Source organism: Clostridioides sp. LIBA-2809 (assembly GCF_056688965.1).
Window position 1 is genome coordinate 1,588,424 of sequence record NZ_CP197004.1, and the last position, 16,523, is coordinate 1,604,946.

Sequence of the window (16,523 nt, forward strand, 5' to 3'; positions counted from 1 at the left end):
TTTTATTATAAAAAATACTATACAAAAAATAAATTTGAATTTAATTAGGGGGATAAAGATGAAAGTAGCAGTAATTTTTCATAGTGTTTGTGGAAGTACATATTTATTAGCAAGAACATACAAAGAAGTACTTGAAGAAATGAATATAGAAGTAGATATGTTTAAAGTAAGTGATGAGGTTGCAAAAACACTTCTTCAGTATTATTTAATAAATTCAAAAGAATATAAAGATGAGTTTGAGAATATAAATACAATTAAATCTGGAAAAGAATTGCTAGATTATGATGCTATATTTATGGGCTCACCAACATACTATGGAAATGTATCTGGTCCAATGAAGATGTTTATGGATAGCTTTTCTGATATTTGGGTAGGTGCTCCTTTGAGTGGAAAAATATTTGGTTGTTTTGCCACAGCAGGTTCACAACATGGAGGAGGAGAACTTTCTTTACAAGCAATGAATACATTTGCCCAACATATGGGAATGACTCTTTTATCAGTTCCATGTACAGTAAGAGGAGACAATCCAGCATATGGAATACTACATATAGCAGGAGATAACTCTGATATAAGACCAAGTGATGATGTTAAGCTTGGTATAAAAGATTATCTAAAAAGATTGAGTGTATAAGAATATCAAATTAAAGTACCTAAAAGTGGCTGTATAGCTACTTTTAGGTATATTAATGTATTTATTATAAGCGTGAAGCTTTACCAGAAATATGGTCAATTTCTATTTTAACTACAGTTGTTAAATTTATATCTTTCTCTATGTATTTCATGCCCTCTTCAAAAAATCCTTTAGAATATTTTTTTATGATTTCTACAAGAGCATTTTTCTTTTCCTCACCTTCTACAGTTGAAGCTTTTCCAAATACCACAGCACTAGAATATGTAGTGCTAAATTTGTCTGGAATAACATTTTCATTAGCAACTACTAAAAAAGAAACTTTATTGTTGTTTGATATATTATCTAATTTATGACCATTTCTTGCACAATGGAAGTAAATAGAATCATTAAGGTACACATAGTTTACAGCAACTCCATAAGGATAGCCATTTTCAGATATAGTAGAAAAAGTACCAAATTCACCATTTTTTAATACTTCTACAGTATCTTCTTTTGTCATTTCTCTCTTTTTCAATCTCATTTCTCTAAACATAATATCATCCTTTCTAATTTTGATTATTAAATTAAATTTTAAAACATTTATAAAGATTATGCTATCCTTTTTACAAATTTAAAATAAAAATTAGAGTTGACAATTATAAAAATTTAGAATATTATAATAGCAACAGCAAATTAAAAATCCTATGACAAGGAAGAGTAATTATGTTTAGCTTCAACATAGAGAGCTGAGGAGGGTGGAATCTTAGCAAGAAGGGATATAGTGAATGGACCTTAGAGGAGTGAATTGAAATCATATTATTATGAAAGTAGACTTTATCGTCAGTCGCACGTTACAGCGAATAGGGTATGTAAGTACCTGATAATGAGATGTATAAGAATTAAACTTAGGGTTTATTTTTTATATAATTTAGGTGGCAACGCGGATAATCTCCGTCCTATTGATTTAGGACGGAGTTTTTTATTTTACAAAAACTCTTAAAAGAAAATATATAAATTTCAGAAAAAGGTGGTGAAAAAGATGTTATGAACTTTCAAAGCTAAAGAGGATGATTTAGAAAATTGGCAAAAAAATAAAATAAATATTAATAAAATTAGGGAGAATTATTACAATGAAAACGAATACAAAAAAATTAACTTTAAATGCAATACTTTTAGCTATGGGATTACTAATACATCAACTTACACCTGCTATAGGACTTCCAATGCAACCAGATATATCACTAGCAATGATGTTTATAATAATGATATTAAATAAAGAGGATTATAAGATTTGTCTAGTAGCAGGAATTGTGACAGGAATATTTGCAGCACTAACAACTAAATTTCCAGGTGGTCAGATTCCAAACATACTTGATAAAACTATTACAATAAATATAATGTTCATGATAATGTATGTAATTTATAAATTACCATTTATGAAAAACTTAAGTAATAAAAAGCAAGACTTAATAGTAGCTACAATAATATTTCCAATAGGAACTATTGTGAGTGGAACTGCATTTTTACTGTTTGCTCAAATAATAGTAGGTCTTCCTGGAGGTTCATTTATGGCATTGTTTATGGTTGCAGTAGTACCAGCAATACTAATAAATTTAATAGCTGGTTTACTGTTATTTAAGGTAGTAAGTATGTCTATAAGAAGGGTAAGTTATCAAGGTTAAATATTATGACTTACAATGATATTTAAAAAAATAAATAATGAAATAGTAAAGAGGTATCAAGTAAAATTTAATACTTAATACCTCTTTGTTTGTTAATTTTAACAATATTAAACACTATCTTATACATGATAAGGAGATAATAAAGAATGTATCTTTAAAGTCTCAACCAAACAGCAAAATTTATCTAACAAACATACAATTAATGCTTCTTTGTATTTAGGTGGCTTAATAGTAAGCGGCCACATATGTTTTAAAATGATATCAGTTTCCATTTCATTTATTTGAAAAAATAAATTTGCATTTTTTAGTGCTTCTTTAGGATGAGTAAATCCGTGTAATCCTTTTCTATCCCCTTTGTAATGCCAGTCATAAAGGAAAAAGTCGTGTAATAAAGCTCCTCTAATAACACTTTGAATATCAACATTTAGGTGCAATTTTTTACATAATAGATAACTATAATATGCTACTGATAAACTATGTTCAAGACATGAAACATTGCCATGATGAGGAAATGTTCTCATAAGTTGTACTTGTTCTGAAGAAAGTATTTCAGAAGCACATTCATTAAAGTATTTGATTTCAGCTTTTGACAACATTATGCAAATCTCCATTTCTAGTAATATATAAATACTATATTTCAATGATAATATGAAATATTTCTTATCCTACAAAATATAATACCCAATAATACAAGTAAGATACCTTTTATGGTATTTAAAGTAAAAGAGATTTTATTAGGCTAAACAATGAAAAAATTAAAAGTAAAGCTATAGCAATATATATTATTTTTCCAATAGGATTTCCAAAATTTACAGTATACCCAATACCAAATCTCTTATCAACCATTAATGATGGGTCGTTTGGATTATTATATATAATGCCTGCTATCCAATGTTTTTCATCATCTTCTGGAGAATAGGACGAGTTAGACTTTAAATTTGGAGACTTAATATATGTTATTATTAAATAAATTATAACTAAAAATGTTACTATAATTATAGCAGTTGATAAATTTGTTTTTATTGATAAAAAAGCAGTAAAAAGTTGTATTGTCATTAAAATCATCAATATCAAAAATAAATAACCAATTTTGTTTAGATATTTAATGTTTTCAGCTCGACTTTCTTCAATTTTATTTGAATCTATTTTAATTCTTGACTTTATAGAACCAATAGAAGTTATATACAATAAAATGATTAAACAAAATGCAGTGCCTATTAATTTAAAAACATTAAAATATGATTTTTCCATAAAAGAATTAGGAGTTCCATTTATAGTCCAATTGATAGCAATTAAGTCTGGCAGTTGATTATAATTAAATACTATAAAAAGACTCATTCCAAAAGCAAGTAGTATTGGTATTAAATATAATATTTTAAACCTTTTTATTATTTTATTTTTTTTATTTAAGAAATCCATATCTACTATTAACTTTGAATCTATATCTATATGACCTTCTGTAGAATAAATTTCTGATTTAAACTTTTTAGCTTTATTATGAGTATAAATATATAATAGACTTTCATATAATAAAAATCCCATTATACCAATAAAATAAGAAAGTTCCAGTTTATTAAATGCAAGAACTAGGATAAAAATTAATATAAAGTCCATAATAAAACCTAAAGATAAAAGTTTTTTAAACTTCTTATCCAACATTATAAAGTTAGTATAGTTTTTGTGTTCTTGGTCTATAGAAACTCCATAAATATGTTTTTTACCTACTAAATAAGGCATGAAATAAAATGAAGCATACATCAAAATTAAAACTGGAAATATTGTAAATAAACATTCAATCTTACTCATGATATTTCACCTCGTATTTGTCAAATAAATTTGAACTTAGTGATAAAAATTCTTCTTTGCTGATACCTGATAAATAAGATTTTGCTACTAGAAGTTCTAAGTCAAGCTTATTTTTTTGACGAGTTGGATTTGCAGCTTTTATTGGTAATTCAGCAACAATAGCACCTTTTCTTCTATCAATATTTAAGAAGCCTTCTTCTTTTAACTCATTATAAGACTTATTTACTGTATGCAAATTTACACCAATATTTTCAGCCATACTTCTTACAGATGGAAGTGATTCGTTTATTTTCAATTCTCCCGAAGCTATAGCTTTAGTTATTTCTTCTTTAATTTGTACATAAATAGATTTATCACTATTAAAATCTAAATTTAAAACCATAAAAGACCTCCATTATGCTTTATAAATGAAAACGATTGTTATATATATAGTATAACATAAAAAATAATGTCAAACACAAAATATAAATTTATATTTTGTAAAAATTGTAATTTAAAAATAACATAATTTTTATCAAAATAATACAGATACTATCTATAGATAGAAATAAAAATTAGAAAGGAGAAAAAATATGTTAACATATTTAATTAAAAGACAAATGCATAAAAAAGATGATGGAATGAGTAAACCAATGATGTTTACAGGAGCAGTTCTTACAGGTGTGGGTGCATATGCTGTATATAAGATGGTAAAAAATCGTAAATCTAATTCTCAAATGGTTGATACAAATTATTATGGAAACAGTGATTATGATGACTATAAGTATGACGAATTTGATTATGACTGTAACTGTAGAGATAATAAACAGGATTATGAGTATGAAGAACTAAAAAAAAAGGTAAAAGAATTTAATTCAAGAAGAATAAACTGTGAAAATTGTCCACATGTTTCTCAGGAAGAAATGATGCAATATGTAAATAGTGTTAAAGATGTAAAGACTGATATTGATTTACATGAAGATGATAAAAAAGATAATATTTACAAAGAAGAAGAATACAAAAAGTATGATGAAGAATAAATTATATTCTAAATTGTTAAACAAATAGTTATGTTAGATTATTTAACATAAGGTTTCTAAAATGTAAGTTGTAGCTTAACTTGAAGAACTAGGTATTATTCTTAAGTGAGTTAAGTAACAACTTACATTTTTGTTTCTATAAGTTTTAACAACTCTTTGTGACTATTTTGTAATTATAGATATATTTTAGTATATAAGGTATTTGTGTATAATAAAAACTGTATAGGTAAATAATTTAAAATCAAAATGGAAAGAAAGGAAATAGCTATGTTAAAGTTATTGATAGTTGAAGATGATAGTACCATATCTTTTGGAATAAAATATGCCTTAGAGCAAGAAGGATTTAGTGTAGATATAGCAAAGAATTTATCAAGTGGAAAAGAAATGATTTCTTCTAATGAATATAGCATGATACTTTTGGATGTGACATTACCAGATGGAACTGGTTATGAATTGTGTCAATATACAAGAGAATTCTCTCAAATTCCGATAATATTTTTGACTGCTTGTGATGAAGAAGTAAATATTGTAATGGGTCTTGATATGGGTGGAGATGATTATATAACAAAGCCTTTTAGAATTAGAGAATTAATATCTAGAATAAAAGCTGTTTTAAGAAGAAAAGGTAATACTTTAGAAGAAGCTAAGAAAATGCTCAAATTTGGAGATTTAAGTATATATACATTAGAAGCTAGAGTATATAAAAATGAAAAAGAAATATTTCTGACATCAGTTGAATATAAACTTCTTCTAATTCTTATACAGAACAAAAATACAGTTTTAAGCAGAACTCAAATATTGGAAAAACTTTGGGATGTAACGTATGATTTTGTAAATGATAATACTCTAACTGTTTATATAAAACGACTTAGAGAAAAAATAGGTGATGACTTATGTGAGCCAATCTACATAGAAACTGTAAGAGGCCTTGGTTATAAATGGATAGGAAGTGAAAATAATGTTTCTATATAATCCAGAAGTGAAGAGGTTTTTAAGTAAGTATATTGTTTTGATGTTTGTTGCTATTACTATATCTATTGGGTTTAGCATAATCAATATGGATATAACTAAAGGTATGATTGTAAAAAATAATCAAGCGATAATAGGAACACTGTCTAGCAAATATCCAAATTTAGAAAGAGAGATAGTGGATATAATAACTCAAGGAAAATCTATAAGAAATATAGACTATGGAGAGAAAATATTAAGTAAGTATAATTACGATAAATCTATTAAAATAAACTCTGAGCCTATAATTTCTAAATTAGTTTTAGAGACTATAAAAACAAATATAATCTTGGTATGCATAATATTTATTCTAATATTTATATTGATTGCTAGTTATTTTAAGGTAATGTACAATGATTTATCAGATATGACTAAGTATGTTTACTATAGTTCAGAAGGAAAAGCATTTGATATGAAAAATAAAAATCAAGAAGGTCAGGTAGGTCTTTTAAAAACTGAACTATTAAAGATGACGACAATTCTTAATGAAAAGGTTGAACTTTTGAAATCAGAAAAAATATTTTTAAATAATACAATTTCTGACATATCACACCAATTAAAAACTCCTATGACTTCTTTAATAATGTTGAATGACTTGTTATATAATGATGTACCATACGAAGTAAAAATAGATTTCTTAGATAAGATAAAGAATCAGTTAAATAGGATGGATTGGCTAATTAAAAGCATGCTTAAACTATCAAAAGTAGAAGCAAAAGTGATAAAGTTTAAAAAAGATAAGATAAAATTTAGTGAACTTATACATAGAGCAATGCAACCAATGAAAATACCTATGGAAACTAAAAATCAAAAATTAACTATAGAAGGAAACGATAATGTATCCTATATTGGCGATATTGATTGGTCTGTGGAAGCATTAGTGAATATAATTAAAAATTGTATAGAACATACTCCTGAATTTGGAAATATAAGTATGACATATAAAGAAAATCCATTATTTTCTGAACTAATAATAAAAGATGATGGCGAGGGAATAGATAAAAAAGATATACCACATATATTTAAACGATTTTATAGAGGAAGAAGTAGTTCAAAAGAGGATAGTGTAGGTATAGGTCTTGCAATGTCAAAATCAATAATAGAAAGTCAAAATGGAGATATCTATGTAAATAGTGAAAAGGGCAAAGGTACAGAATTCCATATAATATTTCATAAAATGTATGCTGATAATAGTGACTAATCTGTAATATTTAATTCACTTTGTAGTAATAGCTAAAGTCTAATATATGAAGTATAGAATATAAATATTGGAGGTAGCCATGGAAATTTTAAGAGTAGAAAATCTAACTAAAAGTTATGGTAAAAATGAAACAAAAGTTGATGCTATAAAAAATGTAAGCCTATCAATTGAAAAAGGTGAGTTTATAGCAATAACAGGGCCAAGTGGAAGTGGTAAAAGTACATTATTACATTTGCTAGGAGGTGTTGATAGACCTACTAGTGGTAAAGTTTATATAAATGATGTGGATATCTATAATTTGAAAATCAAAGATTTAGCAATATTTAGAAGAAGAAATATAGGTCTTATATATCAATTTTATAACTTAATTCCAGTCTTAACTGTAAAGGAAAATATATTGCTTCCAGCAGAACTTGACAATAGAGATATCGACAAAGAATATTTAAATGATTTGATGAAAACACTAGGTCTAAATGATAGAGAAAAGCATCTTCCAAACCAGTTATCAGGAGGTCAGCAACAAAGAACTTCTATAGGACGTGCTTTGATTAATAGACCTTCTATAGTATTAGCAGATGAACCAACAGGTAATTTAGATAGTAAAAACTCGAAAGAAATACTAGAATTATTAAAATTATCAGTAAAGAAATACAATCAGACTCTAATAATGATAACTCATGACAAAGACATAGCACTTCAAGCCGACAGAATTATAGGTATAGAAGATGGAATTATAAAAAGTGATGAGGTGATGTAGATGAACTTATATACATCACTAACTATTAGATACTTAAAACAAAATAAAAGAAGAACTATTGTAACTATAATTGGGATAATACTTTCAACAGCTTTAATCTGTGGCATAGGAAATATATTTGAAAGTTTCATGGATTATCAAGTAAGAGAAACTATAAAGAATGATGGAAGTTTTCATGTTACATTCAATGATGTAAATAAAAAAGATATGGAATATGTAACAAAATCAGCTGAAATAGAAAAACATGCATTTACTAAGCAAATTGGATATTCTAAATTAGAAAATAGTGAAAATGCTATATTAAGTATAAAACAGTATGATAAAAATGCTATGGATGGATATAAAATTTCTATAGAAGAAGGTAGATTGCCATCTAAGGTTGGAGAAATTGTTCTAAGTGAAAATGTTATTAATCTTATGGATGATAAATTAAAAATAGGAGATGAGATAACCTTAAAAGTAGGAGACATGTTTGACTCAAATAAGAAAAAGATTGATAACATGGTATTTCATGAGGGTGATTATATAGCGAACGAAAAGGAAAGAACTTTTAAACTTGTTGGTATAATTAAAAAACCTGGATTTGAGCTTTATGATGAAATTACAACTGCTATAACTTACTTTAATCCTGCAGTTAATTACAATGGCACAATGAACATCTCAGTAACAGTAGAAAATCCTAAAGATGTATATAAAATAAGTAAAAAAATAAGCAAAAACATATATCCAAATAAAGATGAAGAATCAGTTTCTGATATGGTAAAATACAATGAACATTTATTAAGATTACAAGGTGCTAGTAAGTACGCAAACATAAATAGCTCTATAAAGTCTATAATTGCAGTAGTGACTATTTTAGTAGTTATATGTACTATTGCTACAGTATATAACTCTTTTAGCATTTCTATAATTGAACGAAAAAAACAGTTTGGAATATTAAATTCTATAGGTACTACATCTAGCCAAATTAAAAAGTTGGTCTTTATAGAAGGTATTATAATTAGTTTAATTGGAATACCAATAGGGCTAATATCTGGAACAATAGCTATAGACTTATTATTTAAAACTATAAATAGGTATTTTACAGAATCGATTGTTACACAGATGAGTTTACAAATAGTGTATAACCCAATAATAATTATTGTTAGTATAATAATAGTTTTATTTACAATATTTATATCAATTCTATTACCTGCAATAGCAGCTTCTAATATTTCTCCACTTGATATAATTAAAAACAGTGGAGACTATAAAGTACGAAAAGTCAAAGACTCAAAACTTATTAAACTGATTTTTAAGACTGAAGGAGTACTTGCATATAAAAATATGAGAAGAAATAGAAAAAAATTCATAGTAACCCTTTTTTCTTTAATGATAAGTATAATAATTTTTATATCTTTTAGTGGATTTACATTACTTTTATTAAGAGGTGAAGAAATTAGAAATTCTCAAAAAAACTATGATTTATATTTAACTGCAAAGGGTACAGCTAGACCTATTGATGATGTTATAAGTACATTACAGGAGATTCCTGGAATAAAAAACTTTGAATTAGCAACAGGTCAGTCTATGTCTATAAGAGTAAGTGAAAATAAAATAAATAAATCCAATGAAGATTTAATTAAGGATTATTGTGAACAGTATAAGAATGGAGATAGTTATGAATACGACTTTATAAATAATGAATTAAGGTTTCCAGGAGAATTTTCAATAAAAAATAAAACAAATAATTTAATAAAAGGTTCTTTTGATAAGGAAAAAGCAATTAAAGAAAATGGTGTGATTCTAGTTAGAAAAAGTTACTTTGAATCCAGTGGTAAGAAAGGTATAGTAGAGTTAACTAATTACAAAGTTGGAGATACAGTAAATTGTGAATATCTTGATGACAATGGTTCAAGTAAAAAAATGAAGATTAAAATTCTTGCTATAACTGATGAAGAACGTCTAGGAATGGGTTATCAAAATATGGGCTTGCAATTTATAACTTATGATGAAGTTGCTAAAAATTTAGGTTTAAAATTAAATAGAAGTCTTATATTTATAGATTCAGAAGGAGATGTTCAGACTAAGAAGAGAGTAGAATCTTTAGCTGATAAAAATAATTTTAACTTCCATGATGAAAGTGGAAGAAGTGAAGAAGAGAAACAAAATCTAAAGGTTGTCAAAATATTTGTATATGGCTTTATAGCAGTTATATCTCTAGTAAGTGTTACAAATATACTAAATACAGTAAGTACAAGTATAAATCTAAGAAAAAGAGAACTTGCGATAATACAATCTATAGGGGTTACTCCTAAAGGATTTAGGAAAATGATATATTTAGAAAGTTTTATATATGGTATATTATCTTTATTATTTGGAATACCAATTGGTATTGGTATGACTCTAGTTATGAATAAACTTATTTCAGGTGTGCTTGAGTTTTCTCCTGTTATACCATGGGCAGCAATAGCTATATGTATAGTAAGTGTTTTTATAATAACTTTTATAGCAGCTTATATACCAATGAATAAATTGAACAAAGAAAATATAATAGATAATATAAGAAGAGAAAGTATCTAAATATAAAAGTAATTTTTATTTATATAAAATATTATTAAAATCGTTTAATTGGTATAAACTATTATTATACTAAATAAACGATTTTTTATTTATATAAGAAATCTAATAAATAAATTACTAGAGGTATTTAACTATTTAGAAAGAATTGGTATTATATAAAGTAAGGGTTTAGATAAAGTATTTATAAATAAGTATAAATATTTGATTTTATTGGAAAACAAAAGAAAAAGAAGGTGATTACTATTTCTCATATAACTGCGAAGAACATGTATAAAAGTTTAGAGGAAAGAATAAACAAGTTTCCACAAGGTGCTCCACCATCAGATACATTATACAAAATACTAAATGTATTATATACAGAACAAGAAGCCAAATTAGTAGCTCAGCTTCCAATAAAGCCTTTTAGAGTAAAAACAGCAGCTAAAATCTGGAGTGTAAGTGAAAGTGAAGCATATAGAGTATTAGATAAACTTGCAAGTAAGGCTCTGATACTAGATATAGAAGATAATAAAGGAAAAAAATATATAATGCCTCCTCCAATGGCTGGCTTTTTTGAGTTTGCTATGATGAGAACAAGACATGATATAGACCAAAAACTTTTAGCAGAACTTTACTATCAATATATGAATGTAGAAGAAGATTTTATAAAAGATTTATTTTATTCAACGGAAACAAAGCTTGGAAGAGTGTATGTTCAAGAGGAAGTTTTAACTAATGATAATGAAGTTAGTATTTTAGATTATGAAAGAGCCACTCATATAATTGATACATCGACTCATATAGGTGTAAGTATGTGCTACTGTAGACATAGAATGCAACATGTTGGTAAGGCTTGTGATGCTCCTATGGATATATGTATGACATTTGACAACGTAGCAAATTCTTTAATAAATAACAAATTTGCAAGACGTGTAGATAAAGTAGAATGTAAAGAGCTACTTCATCAAGCATATGAGCATAACTTAGTTCAATGTGGAGAAAATGTTAGAAAAGGAGTTACATTCATATGTAATTGTTGTGGCTGTTGTTGCGAGGCATTAGTAGCAGCTAAAAGATTTGGAAACCTTCATCCAGTACAGACTACTAGCTTTATACCAAATATAAACCATGAAAGTTGTGTAAAATGTGGTAAATGTATATCTGCATGTCCAATAGATGCAATAAGCAAGGTCAAGGAAAATGATAAAGAATATATAAAAATTGATGAGGATAGATGCCTAGGTTGTGGAGTTTGCGTTAGAAATTGTCATAAAAATAGTATTATGCTATTAAAGAGAGATGAAAAGATAATAACTCCAGCAAACTCAGTACATAGAGCAGTTCTAATGGCAATTGAAAAAGGACAATTACAAAATCTAATTTTTGATAACAATGCATTAGCGAGTCATAGAGCTATGGGAGCTATACTATCAGCTATATTAAAACTTGAACCAGCTAAAAAAGTTTTAGCCAGCAAACAATTAAAGTCAGTATATTTGGATAAATTGTTAAGTATGAATGATAAATAGATAAAATAGGGCTATATTTAAGTAATATTACTTAAATATAGCCCATTTTAATATATTAAGCTATTTCTTTTATTTGTTTAAATGAATTCTCATTTCCATTTCCACCAATTTGTGTTACAGATTTAAATCTCATAGTTTTAAATAGTTCTTTTTGATTATAATCTAATAAATTTCCTACTAATATTACAGGAGACTTAGTTTTTCCAGCTAAAACTCCAACAGATAATCCATCTATTAAATCATCTTGTTTATTGATTCCGTTTTTAGCAACGTATAGGTTGTCTATCTTAGAATCTTTATAAAATTCTTTTATTACCTTTGCATTAGTTTCATTTCTAGTGCTACCTGATATTCTTTGTGGATTTTGAAGTTTACTTTCTATATTTTTAGAAACTGTGTATTCTCCACCAATTACATAAGACTTCTCAATTTTTTTGTTTTTAAATAAGTTGTTTATTTCATCTATATTACTGTTTTCATTAGTAAGTATTATAGGCATATCATTTTGAGCTGATACAGCTCCAATGCTTACTGCATCGGCTAATCCTTTTTCACCATTAACTACTGAAATCTTTGAAATGTTACTAATATTATTCAATTCTTTGGCAATATTCATAGAAGTCTGATATCTATCATTTCCTGAAATTCTAGATACAGAAATATTATTTGATTTTATAGTATCTAGGGACTTTTCATTCACAGAAGCTTCTCCACCAACTACATATACATTTTTAACTTTTAATCTCTTCAATTCAGCTAAAGTTTTTTCGTTTATTTGAGAGCTTCCAGTTAATAATATAGGAGCATTTTTCTTATATGCAAGTGGTGTTGCAGCCAAAGCATCTGCAATTGCTGAGTCATTTATTAAAACTGCATTTTCAGCATTTTCCCAACCTGCTTGACTTATCTTAATAGAAGTTTCATATCTATCAGTTCCTGTCAATGTATTTGCATTTACCTCATCTTGATATGCAACTTCAAATCTAGCATTTGGACTTCCTGAGAAAACAATTACGCCTCCTTTTGGCAATCTAACTCTATTATTCTTTGTAACTAAAGAATAGTTTACAGGAATTCCTTTAGCATCGTAAACAGCAAAAGATGAATTTTGAGGAAGATTAACTTCTATTTTTTTGTTTGCTATATCATCACCAATCTTATACCATTTTGCATAGCCATTAGATGCTAACTCGCATGTGAAAGATTTTTCTGATGGCAAATTAGTTATAGAATCTTCACTAATATATGTCTGTGTGGCAAAAGTTAAATACTCTGTACCATTTTCTTTATGAAGTTTAATATCAGCTAAGTCACGTCCCATTACACCAGGTATTTCTATAAATGCATTTGAGTTATTTTCATCTGCTATTTTAGTATTAGCTATATAACCAGGAGTTCCATCTGAAAGACCAAGAACTGCCTTTACAGAACCAAACATATAGTGCTGAGAAGTATATTTTTCATCTACTATATAGTAACCTTTATCATTTCTTTTCTTCCATGCTTCTTTTACGCTATCTGATATATTATTACTACTATCTACCTTTTGAGCTACATAATATAAACTTGCTGTTTGACCTAATCCTGGAACATCATCGTAAGAGCTCATATTTAAATATGTAAGGTTATTTTTTTCTTTTACAAATTTTAAACAACTATTACCTTTTTCAGAAACAAATCTATCTTGTCCTATATATACATACTTATCTTCAGGTCCATTTTCTAGATAAGGAGAAGATACTGTTAAAGTTCCATTATCATTAACATCAACTTTTATCATATTTGAAGACGCATAAAGACCACTATTTTCTTTTAAATAACTTGGCATTTTAACTTGTTGTGGTTTGCTGAATGTTTTATCAGGTTTTATTTCCTTAATCTTACCCTTTTCTTTTAATGCAGACAGTAACATTTCTTGTCCAATTATTTCATTAAGTTGACTACTTCCACCAGAAGAAACAACTGCAACTGCCATATTTTCATCTGGAAGCACTATAATATTACTGTGGAATAGTAAAGAGTCTCCACCTTTTGTAAGAGCCTTTAAGTTATATTGATTAAATGGATAAGTGTTTACGCAATCCCATCCTAAACCATATCCAAGTATAGAATCTTCTCCCTCAGGCCATAGACCATTTAAATATTCTTTATTTTCCATAGCTTTTATTGAAGAAGGTGAAAGAATACCATTTGATTTTTTCATAAATGTTTGTGCAAATGTACATAGATTTTCTGCACTTGAATATAAACCACCAGCACCTATGGTATTAAAATTATCTTGTGGTACAGCATCTTCAAAATAAGGTACATAGGCTTTTGCAAGTCTTGAACTATCAAAACTATCTTCTGGAGTTTTTGTATTTTGTAAATTAAGTGGACTGCTTATGTACTTGTCAATAAAATTAGTAAATGTCATACCAGATACTTTTTCTACTAAAATTTCAGCTAAAGTAAATCCATCATTACAATAAACAGAAAAAGCTCCTGGTTTAGCTTTTAATCTTTGTTTTTTTAATTCTTCTAGAAAACTATCGTGACCATAAGAATCATTATCTCCTAATAAAAGAGCATTTTTTAAAGTACTTCCCATTAATCCTGATGAGTGATTTAATAACATTCTTGGAGTGATTTCTTTGTATCTCTCATCAGCCATTTTAAATTCAGGTATATAATTTACAATAGGAGTATCTAATTTTACTTTTCCCTCTTCTACTAACTTCATAACAGCAGTAGTAGTAAACATCTTACTGATAGATGCAATATTATACATGTTATCCTTAGTTAAATTTTTATTATCCTGTCTACTGTAGACTCCACCATTACCAGAAATCTCAATTTTACCATTATCAATCAAAGCATATTGAGCATTTTCAATTCCATACTTAGATAATAAAGTTTTAATTTTCTCTTTAGCAAGAGCTTTAGTTTTTGGATAAGATTCTGAGTTTTTGCTATAATCATTTAGCTTTATGTCAGAACTTTGATATTTCTCCGAGTTATCTTTTACATTACTATCAGCAAAAGTAATATTTGGAGCAGCAGTAAATAACATACTCAATACTAATGTACTAGATAATAATTTAGAGAGCCTTTGCTTAAACATATTACACTACCTCTTTTCCCTTTTAATAATTTATAATTAGCATAACATTCTTAATTATTTTAATCAACAGATTATTAACAATAAAAAAAGCTTTTATTAAGTATATCTTTTATATAGCTGAGAAAAATATAAAAGAATATTTGTTGTTGTATGAAGAATAAAGGGTATAAGTAATATATACAAATAAAATGGAGGAATCTTAGACATATGTACAAGAATATAAATAAGAAACAACTTAAAGAAATGATGAAAAATGAAAAAGATATTTTATTATTAGATGTAAGAACTAAAGATGAATTTAGAGAATGTAAAATAGAAAATGCTATAAATATATCTTTACAAGAGCTAATTAATAACATAGATGAAATTTATGAATATAAGGATAAGAAAGTAGTGGTTTATTGTAGAAGTGGTCATAGAAGTGTTACTGCATGTAATTTATTGGCTGAGGAAGGATTTGAACATCTGTATAATTTAAACTCAGGAATAACTGATTATCTTAATTAAAGTATGTAAGTTATATTGAATACTGAATATATCCCTGTTTATTAAGCAGGGATATACTTATATGTTCATAAGGTAATTTAGGAAAGAACAAATTTTTTCTACTTTTTCAGTATTTGAAATATCTTCACGTAATAATATTCCTTGCTGACCATATACACAAAAGTATGCTGTGGTATCAGTGTCAGGAATATTAATTTCTCCTCGTAAATTAGCCAGTTGAAGCTGTTTTTTTACTATAGGAATAAGTTTTTCACATATTTTTAAAGATAATTGGTCATGAATTTTTTTACTCTTTTCTCCGTGACATACTTTGTAGTAATGGTTATCATCAGTTTCTATATCAATAAATGTAGGTACTTCTTCAATAATTTGCTTTAATGTTTTATCTGTATTATCTATAATAGTAGACATTTTGTCCACTAGAGTTTGTGCATAGTAGTCTATAGCACTATCAAATAGGCTTTCTTTTGATGGAAAATAACGATAACATAATCCTTGTGCAACATTCATATGTTTTGCAATATCAGTTATAGAAGTTTTCTCATATCCATTTTCATAAAATAATTTTATTGCAGTATCTAGAATTTCTTGCTTACGTTCACTTGGTTCTTTAGTAATACGTGCCATATAGTATCCTCCTTATAATTTCAAATACATAATAACATAAGGAATTTTGAAAGTCAATGAATGAATATCAGTCATTTACATTATGTAATAAATTTTAGTTTTGAAGTTAAAAAAGGTAGTAACTGAGAAGCTA

The 16,523-nt window shown here is 27.0% G+C and carries 15 protein-coding genes and 1 other annotated feature; of the genes, 9 read left to right on the top strand and 6 right to left on the bottom strand.

Annotated features, from left to right (window positions below; genetic code table 11):
- Positions 1-58: 58 nt before the first annotated feature.
- Positions 59-631, top strand: a complete 573-nt coding sequence (locus ACTG44_RS07640; protein ID WP_479921535.1) for a flavodoxin family protein — start codon at positions 59-61, stop codon at positions 629-631.
- A 64-nt stretch (positions 632-695) separates the two neighbouring features.
- On the opposite strand, the gene ACTG44_RS07645 is transcribed toward ACTG44_RS07640, so the two are convergent.
- Positions 696-1,163 carry a pyridoxamine 5'-phosphate oxidase family protein gene (locus ACTG44_RS07645; protein WP_021384199.1) on the bottom strand — a complete coding sequence of 156 codons (468 nt, stop codon included), beginning with the start codon at positions 1,161-1,163 and terminating at the stop codon, positions 696-698.
- A 142-nt stretch (positions 1,164-1,305) separates the two neighbouring features.
- Positions 1,306-1,572, top strand: a binding site (T-box leader).
- Positions 1,573-1,740: 168 nt separating this feature from the next.
- Between ACTG44_RS07645 and ACTG44_RS07650 the strand changes: the two genes are divergently transcribed.
- The gene (locus ACTG44_RS07650; RefSeq protein ID WP_479921536.1) at positions 1,741-2,292 is read left to right on the top strand and encodes a tryptophan transporter; all 552 of its coding nucleotides are present in this window, start codon (positions 1,741-1,743) and stop codon (positions 2,290-2,292) included.
- A 119-nt stretch (positions 2,293-2,411) separates the two neighbouring features.
- Here ACTG44_RS07650 and ACTG44_RS07655 read toward each other — a convergent pair whose 3' ends face one another.
- The 3 genes from ACTG44_RS07655 to ACTG44_RS07665 form a co-directional block, all read right to left on the bottom strand.
- Positions 2,412-2,888, bottom strand: coding sequence for an HD domain-containing protein (locus ACTG44_RS07655; protein WP_021384205.1), 477 nt, complete (start codon positions 2,886-2,888; stop codon positions 2,412-2,414).
- Positions 2,889-3,006: 118 nt separating this feature from the next.
- Positions 3,007-4,098, bottom strand: a complete 1,092-nt coding sequence (locus ACTG44_RS07660) for a DUF5808 domain-containing protein (protein WP_479921537.1) — start codon at positions 4,096-4,098, stop codon at positions 3,007-3,009.
- Positions 4,091-4,480 carry a GntR family transcriptional regulator gene (locus ACTG44_RS07665; protein WP_021384190.1) on the bottom strand — a complete coding sequence of 130 codons (390 nt, stop codon included), beginning with the start codon at positions 4,478-4,480 and terminating at the stop codon, positions 4,091-4,093. The genes ACTG44_RS07660 and ACTG44_RS07665 overlap by 8 nt, the downstream gene beginning before the upstream one ends.
- Positions 4,481-4,670: 190 nt before the next feature.
- Between ACTG44_RS07665 and ACTG44_RS07670 the strand changes: the two genes are divergently transcribed.
- The 6 genes from ACTG44_RS07670 (at position 4,671) to ACTG44_RS07695 (ending at position 12,153) form a co-directional block, all read left to right on the top strand.
- The gene (locus tag ACTG44_RS07670; protein WP_021384216.1) at positions 4,671-5,117 is read left to right on the top strand and encodes a hypothetical protein; all 447 of its coding nucleotides are present in this window, start codon (positions 4,671-4,673) and stop codon (positions 5,115-5,117) included.
- A gap of 246 nt (positions 5,118-5,363) precedes the next feature.
- Complete coding sequence (locus ACTG44_RS07675; protein WP_479921538.1) at positions 5,364-6,089, top strand: response regulator transcription factor; 726 nt, start codon at positions 5,364-5,366, stop codon at positions 6,087-6,089.
- Positions 6,076-7,326 (top strand): sensor histidine kinase, encoded by a 1,251-nt coding sequence (locus ACTG44_RS07680; protein ID WP_479918516.1) that lies wholly within the window; start codon positions 6,076-6,078, stop codon positions 7,324-7,326. Before ACTG44_RS07675 ends, ACTG44_RS07680 begins: the two co-directional genes overlap by 14 nt.
- Positions 7,327-7,405: 79 nt before the next feature.
- Complete coding sequence (locus ACTG44_RS07685; RefSeq protein WP_479918517.1) at positions 7,406-8,083, top strand: ABC transporter ATP-binding protein; 678 nt, start codon at positions 7,406-7,408, stop codon at positions 8,081-8,083.
- A complete protein-coding gene (locus ACTG44_RS07690) occupies positions 8,084-10,645 on the top strand; it encodes an ABC transporter permease (RefSeq protein WP_479921539.1) in 2,562 nt (853 codons plus the stop codon).
- A 233-nt stretch (positions 10,646-10,878) separates the two neighbouring features.
- Complete coding sequence (locus tag ACTG44_RS07695; RefSeq protein ID WP_479921540.1) at positions 10,879-12,153, top strand: 4Fe-4S dicluster domain-containing protein; 1,275 nt, start codon at positions 10,879-10,881, stop codon at positions 12,151-12,153.
- A gap of 55 nt (positions 12,154-12,208) precedes the next feature.
- Here the strand turns inward: ACTG44_RS07695 and ACTG44_RS07700 are convergent, their stop codons facing one another.
- Positions 12,209-15,256, bottom strand: a complete 3,048-nt coding sequence (locus tag ACTG44_RS07700; protein WP_479918520.1) for a serine hydrolase — start codon at positions 15,254-15,256, stop codon at positions 12,209-12,211.
- 207 nt (positions 15,257-15,463) lie between these two features.
- Here ACTG44_RS07700 and ACTG44_RS07705 point away from each other — a divergent pair, with 207 nt between their 5' ends.
- A complete protein-coding gene (locus ACTG44_RS07705; protein ID WP_479918521.1) occupies positions 15,464-15,763 on the top strand; it encodes a rhodanese-like domain-containing protein in 300 nt (99 codons plus the stop codon).
- Between the two features lie 57 nt (positions 15,764-15,820).
- Here the strand turns inward: ACTG44_RS07705 and ACTG44_RS07710 are convergent, their stop codons facing one another.
- Positions 15,821-16,390, bottom strand: a complete 570-nt coding sequence (locus ACTG44_RS07710; protein WP_479921541.1) for a TetR/AcrR family transcriptional regulator — start codon at positions 16,388-16,390, stop codon at positions 15,821-15,823.
- Between the last annotated feature and the right edge of the window lie 133 nt (positions 16,391-16,523).

What these genes read in the sequence shown, in the direction of transcription:
- ACTG44_RS07640 (WP_479921535.1), top strand. Translation starts at nt 59, where the DNA reads ATGAAAGTAGCAGTAATTTTTCATAGTGTTTGTGGAAGTACATATTTA.
- ACTG44_RS07645 (WP_021384199.1), bottom strand. Translation starts at nt 1,163, where the DNA reads ATGTTTAGAGAAATGAGATTGAAAAAGAGAGAAATGACAAAAGAAGAT.
- ACTG44_RS07650 (WP_479921536.1), top strand. Translation starts at nt 1,741, where the DNA reads ATGAAAACGAATACAAAAAAATTAACTTTAAATGCAATACTTTTAGCT.
- ACTG44_RS07655 (WP_021384205.1), bottom strand. Translation starts at nt 2,888, where the DNA reads ATGTTGTCAAAAGCTGAAATCAAATACTTTAATGAATGTGCTTCTGAA.
- ACTG44_RS07660 (WP_479921537.1), bottom strand. Translation starts at nt 4,098, where the DNA reads ATGAGTAAGATTGAATGTTTATTTACAATATTTCCAGTTTTAATTTTG.
- ACTG44_RS07665 (WP_021384190.1), bottom strand. Translation starts at nt 4,480, where the DNA reads ATGGTTTTAAATTTAGATTTTAATAGTGATAAATCTATTTATGTACAA.
- ACTG44_RS07670 (WP_021384216.1), top strand. Translation starts at nt 4,671, where the DNA reads ATGTTAACATATTTAATTAAAAGACAAATGCATAAAAAAGATGATGGA.
- ACTG44_RS07675 (WP_479921538.1), top strand. Translation starts at nt 5,364, where the DNA reads ATGGAAAGAAAGGAAATAGCTATGTTAAAGTTATTGATAGTTGAAGAT.
- ACTG44_RS07680 (WP_479918516.1), top strand. Translation starts at nt 6,076, where the DNA reads ATGTTTCTATATAATCCAGAAGTGAAGAGGTTTTTAAGTAAGTATATT.
- ACTG44_RS07685 (WP_479918517.1), top strand. Translation starts at nt 7,406, where the DNA reads ATGGAAATTTTAAGAGTAGAAAATCTAACTAAAAGTTATGGTAAAAAT.
- ACTG44_RS07690 (WP_479921539.1), top strand. Translation starts at nt 8,084, where the DNA reads ATGAACTTATATACATCACTAACTATTAGATACTTAAAACAAAATAAA.
- ACTG44_RS07700 (WP_479918520.1), bottom strand. Translation starts at nt 15,256, where the DNA reads ATGTTTAAGCAAAGGCTCTCTAAATTATTATCTAGTACATTAGTATTG.
- ACTG44_RS07705 (WP_479918521.1), top strand. Translation starts at nt 15,464, where the DNA reads ATGTACAAGAATATAAATAAGAAACAACTTAAAGAAATGATGAAAAAT.
- ACTG44_RS07710 (WP_479921541.1), bottom strand. Translation starts at nt 16,390, where the DNA reads ATGGCACGTATTACTAAAGAACCAAGTGAACGTAAGCAAGAAATTCTA.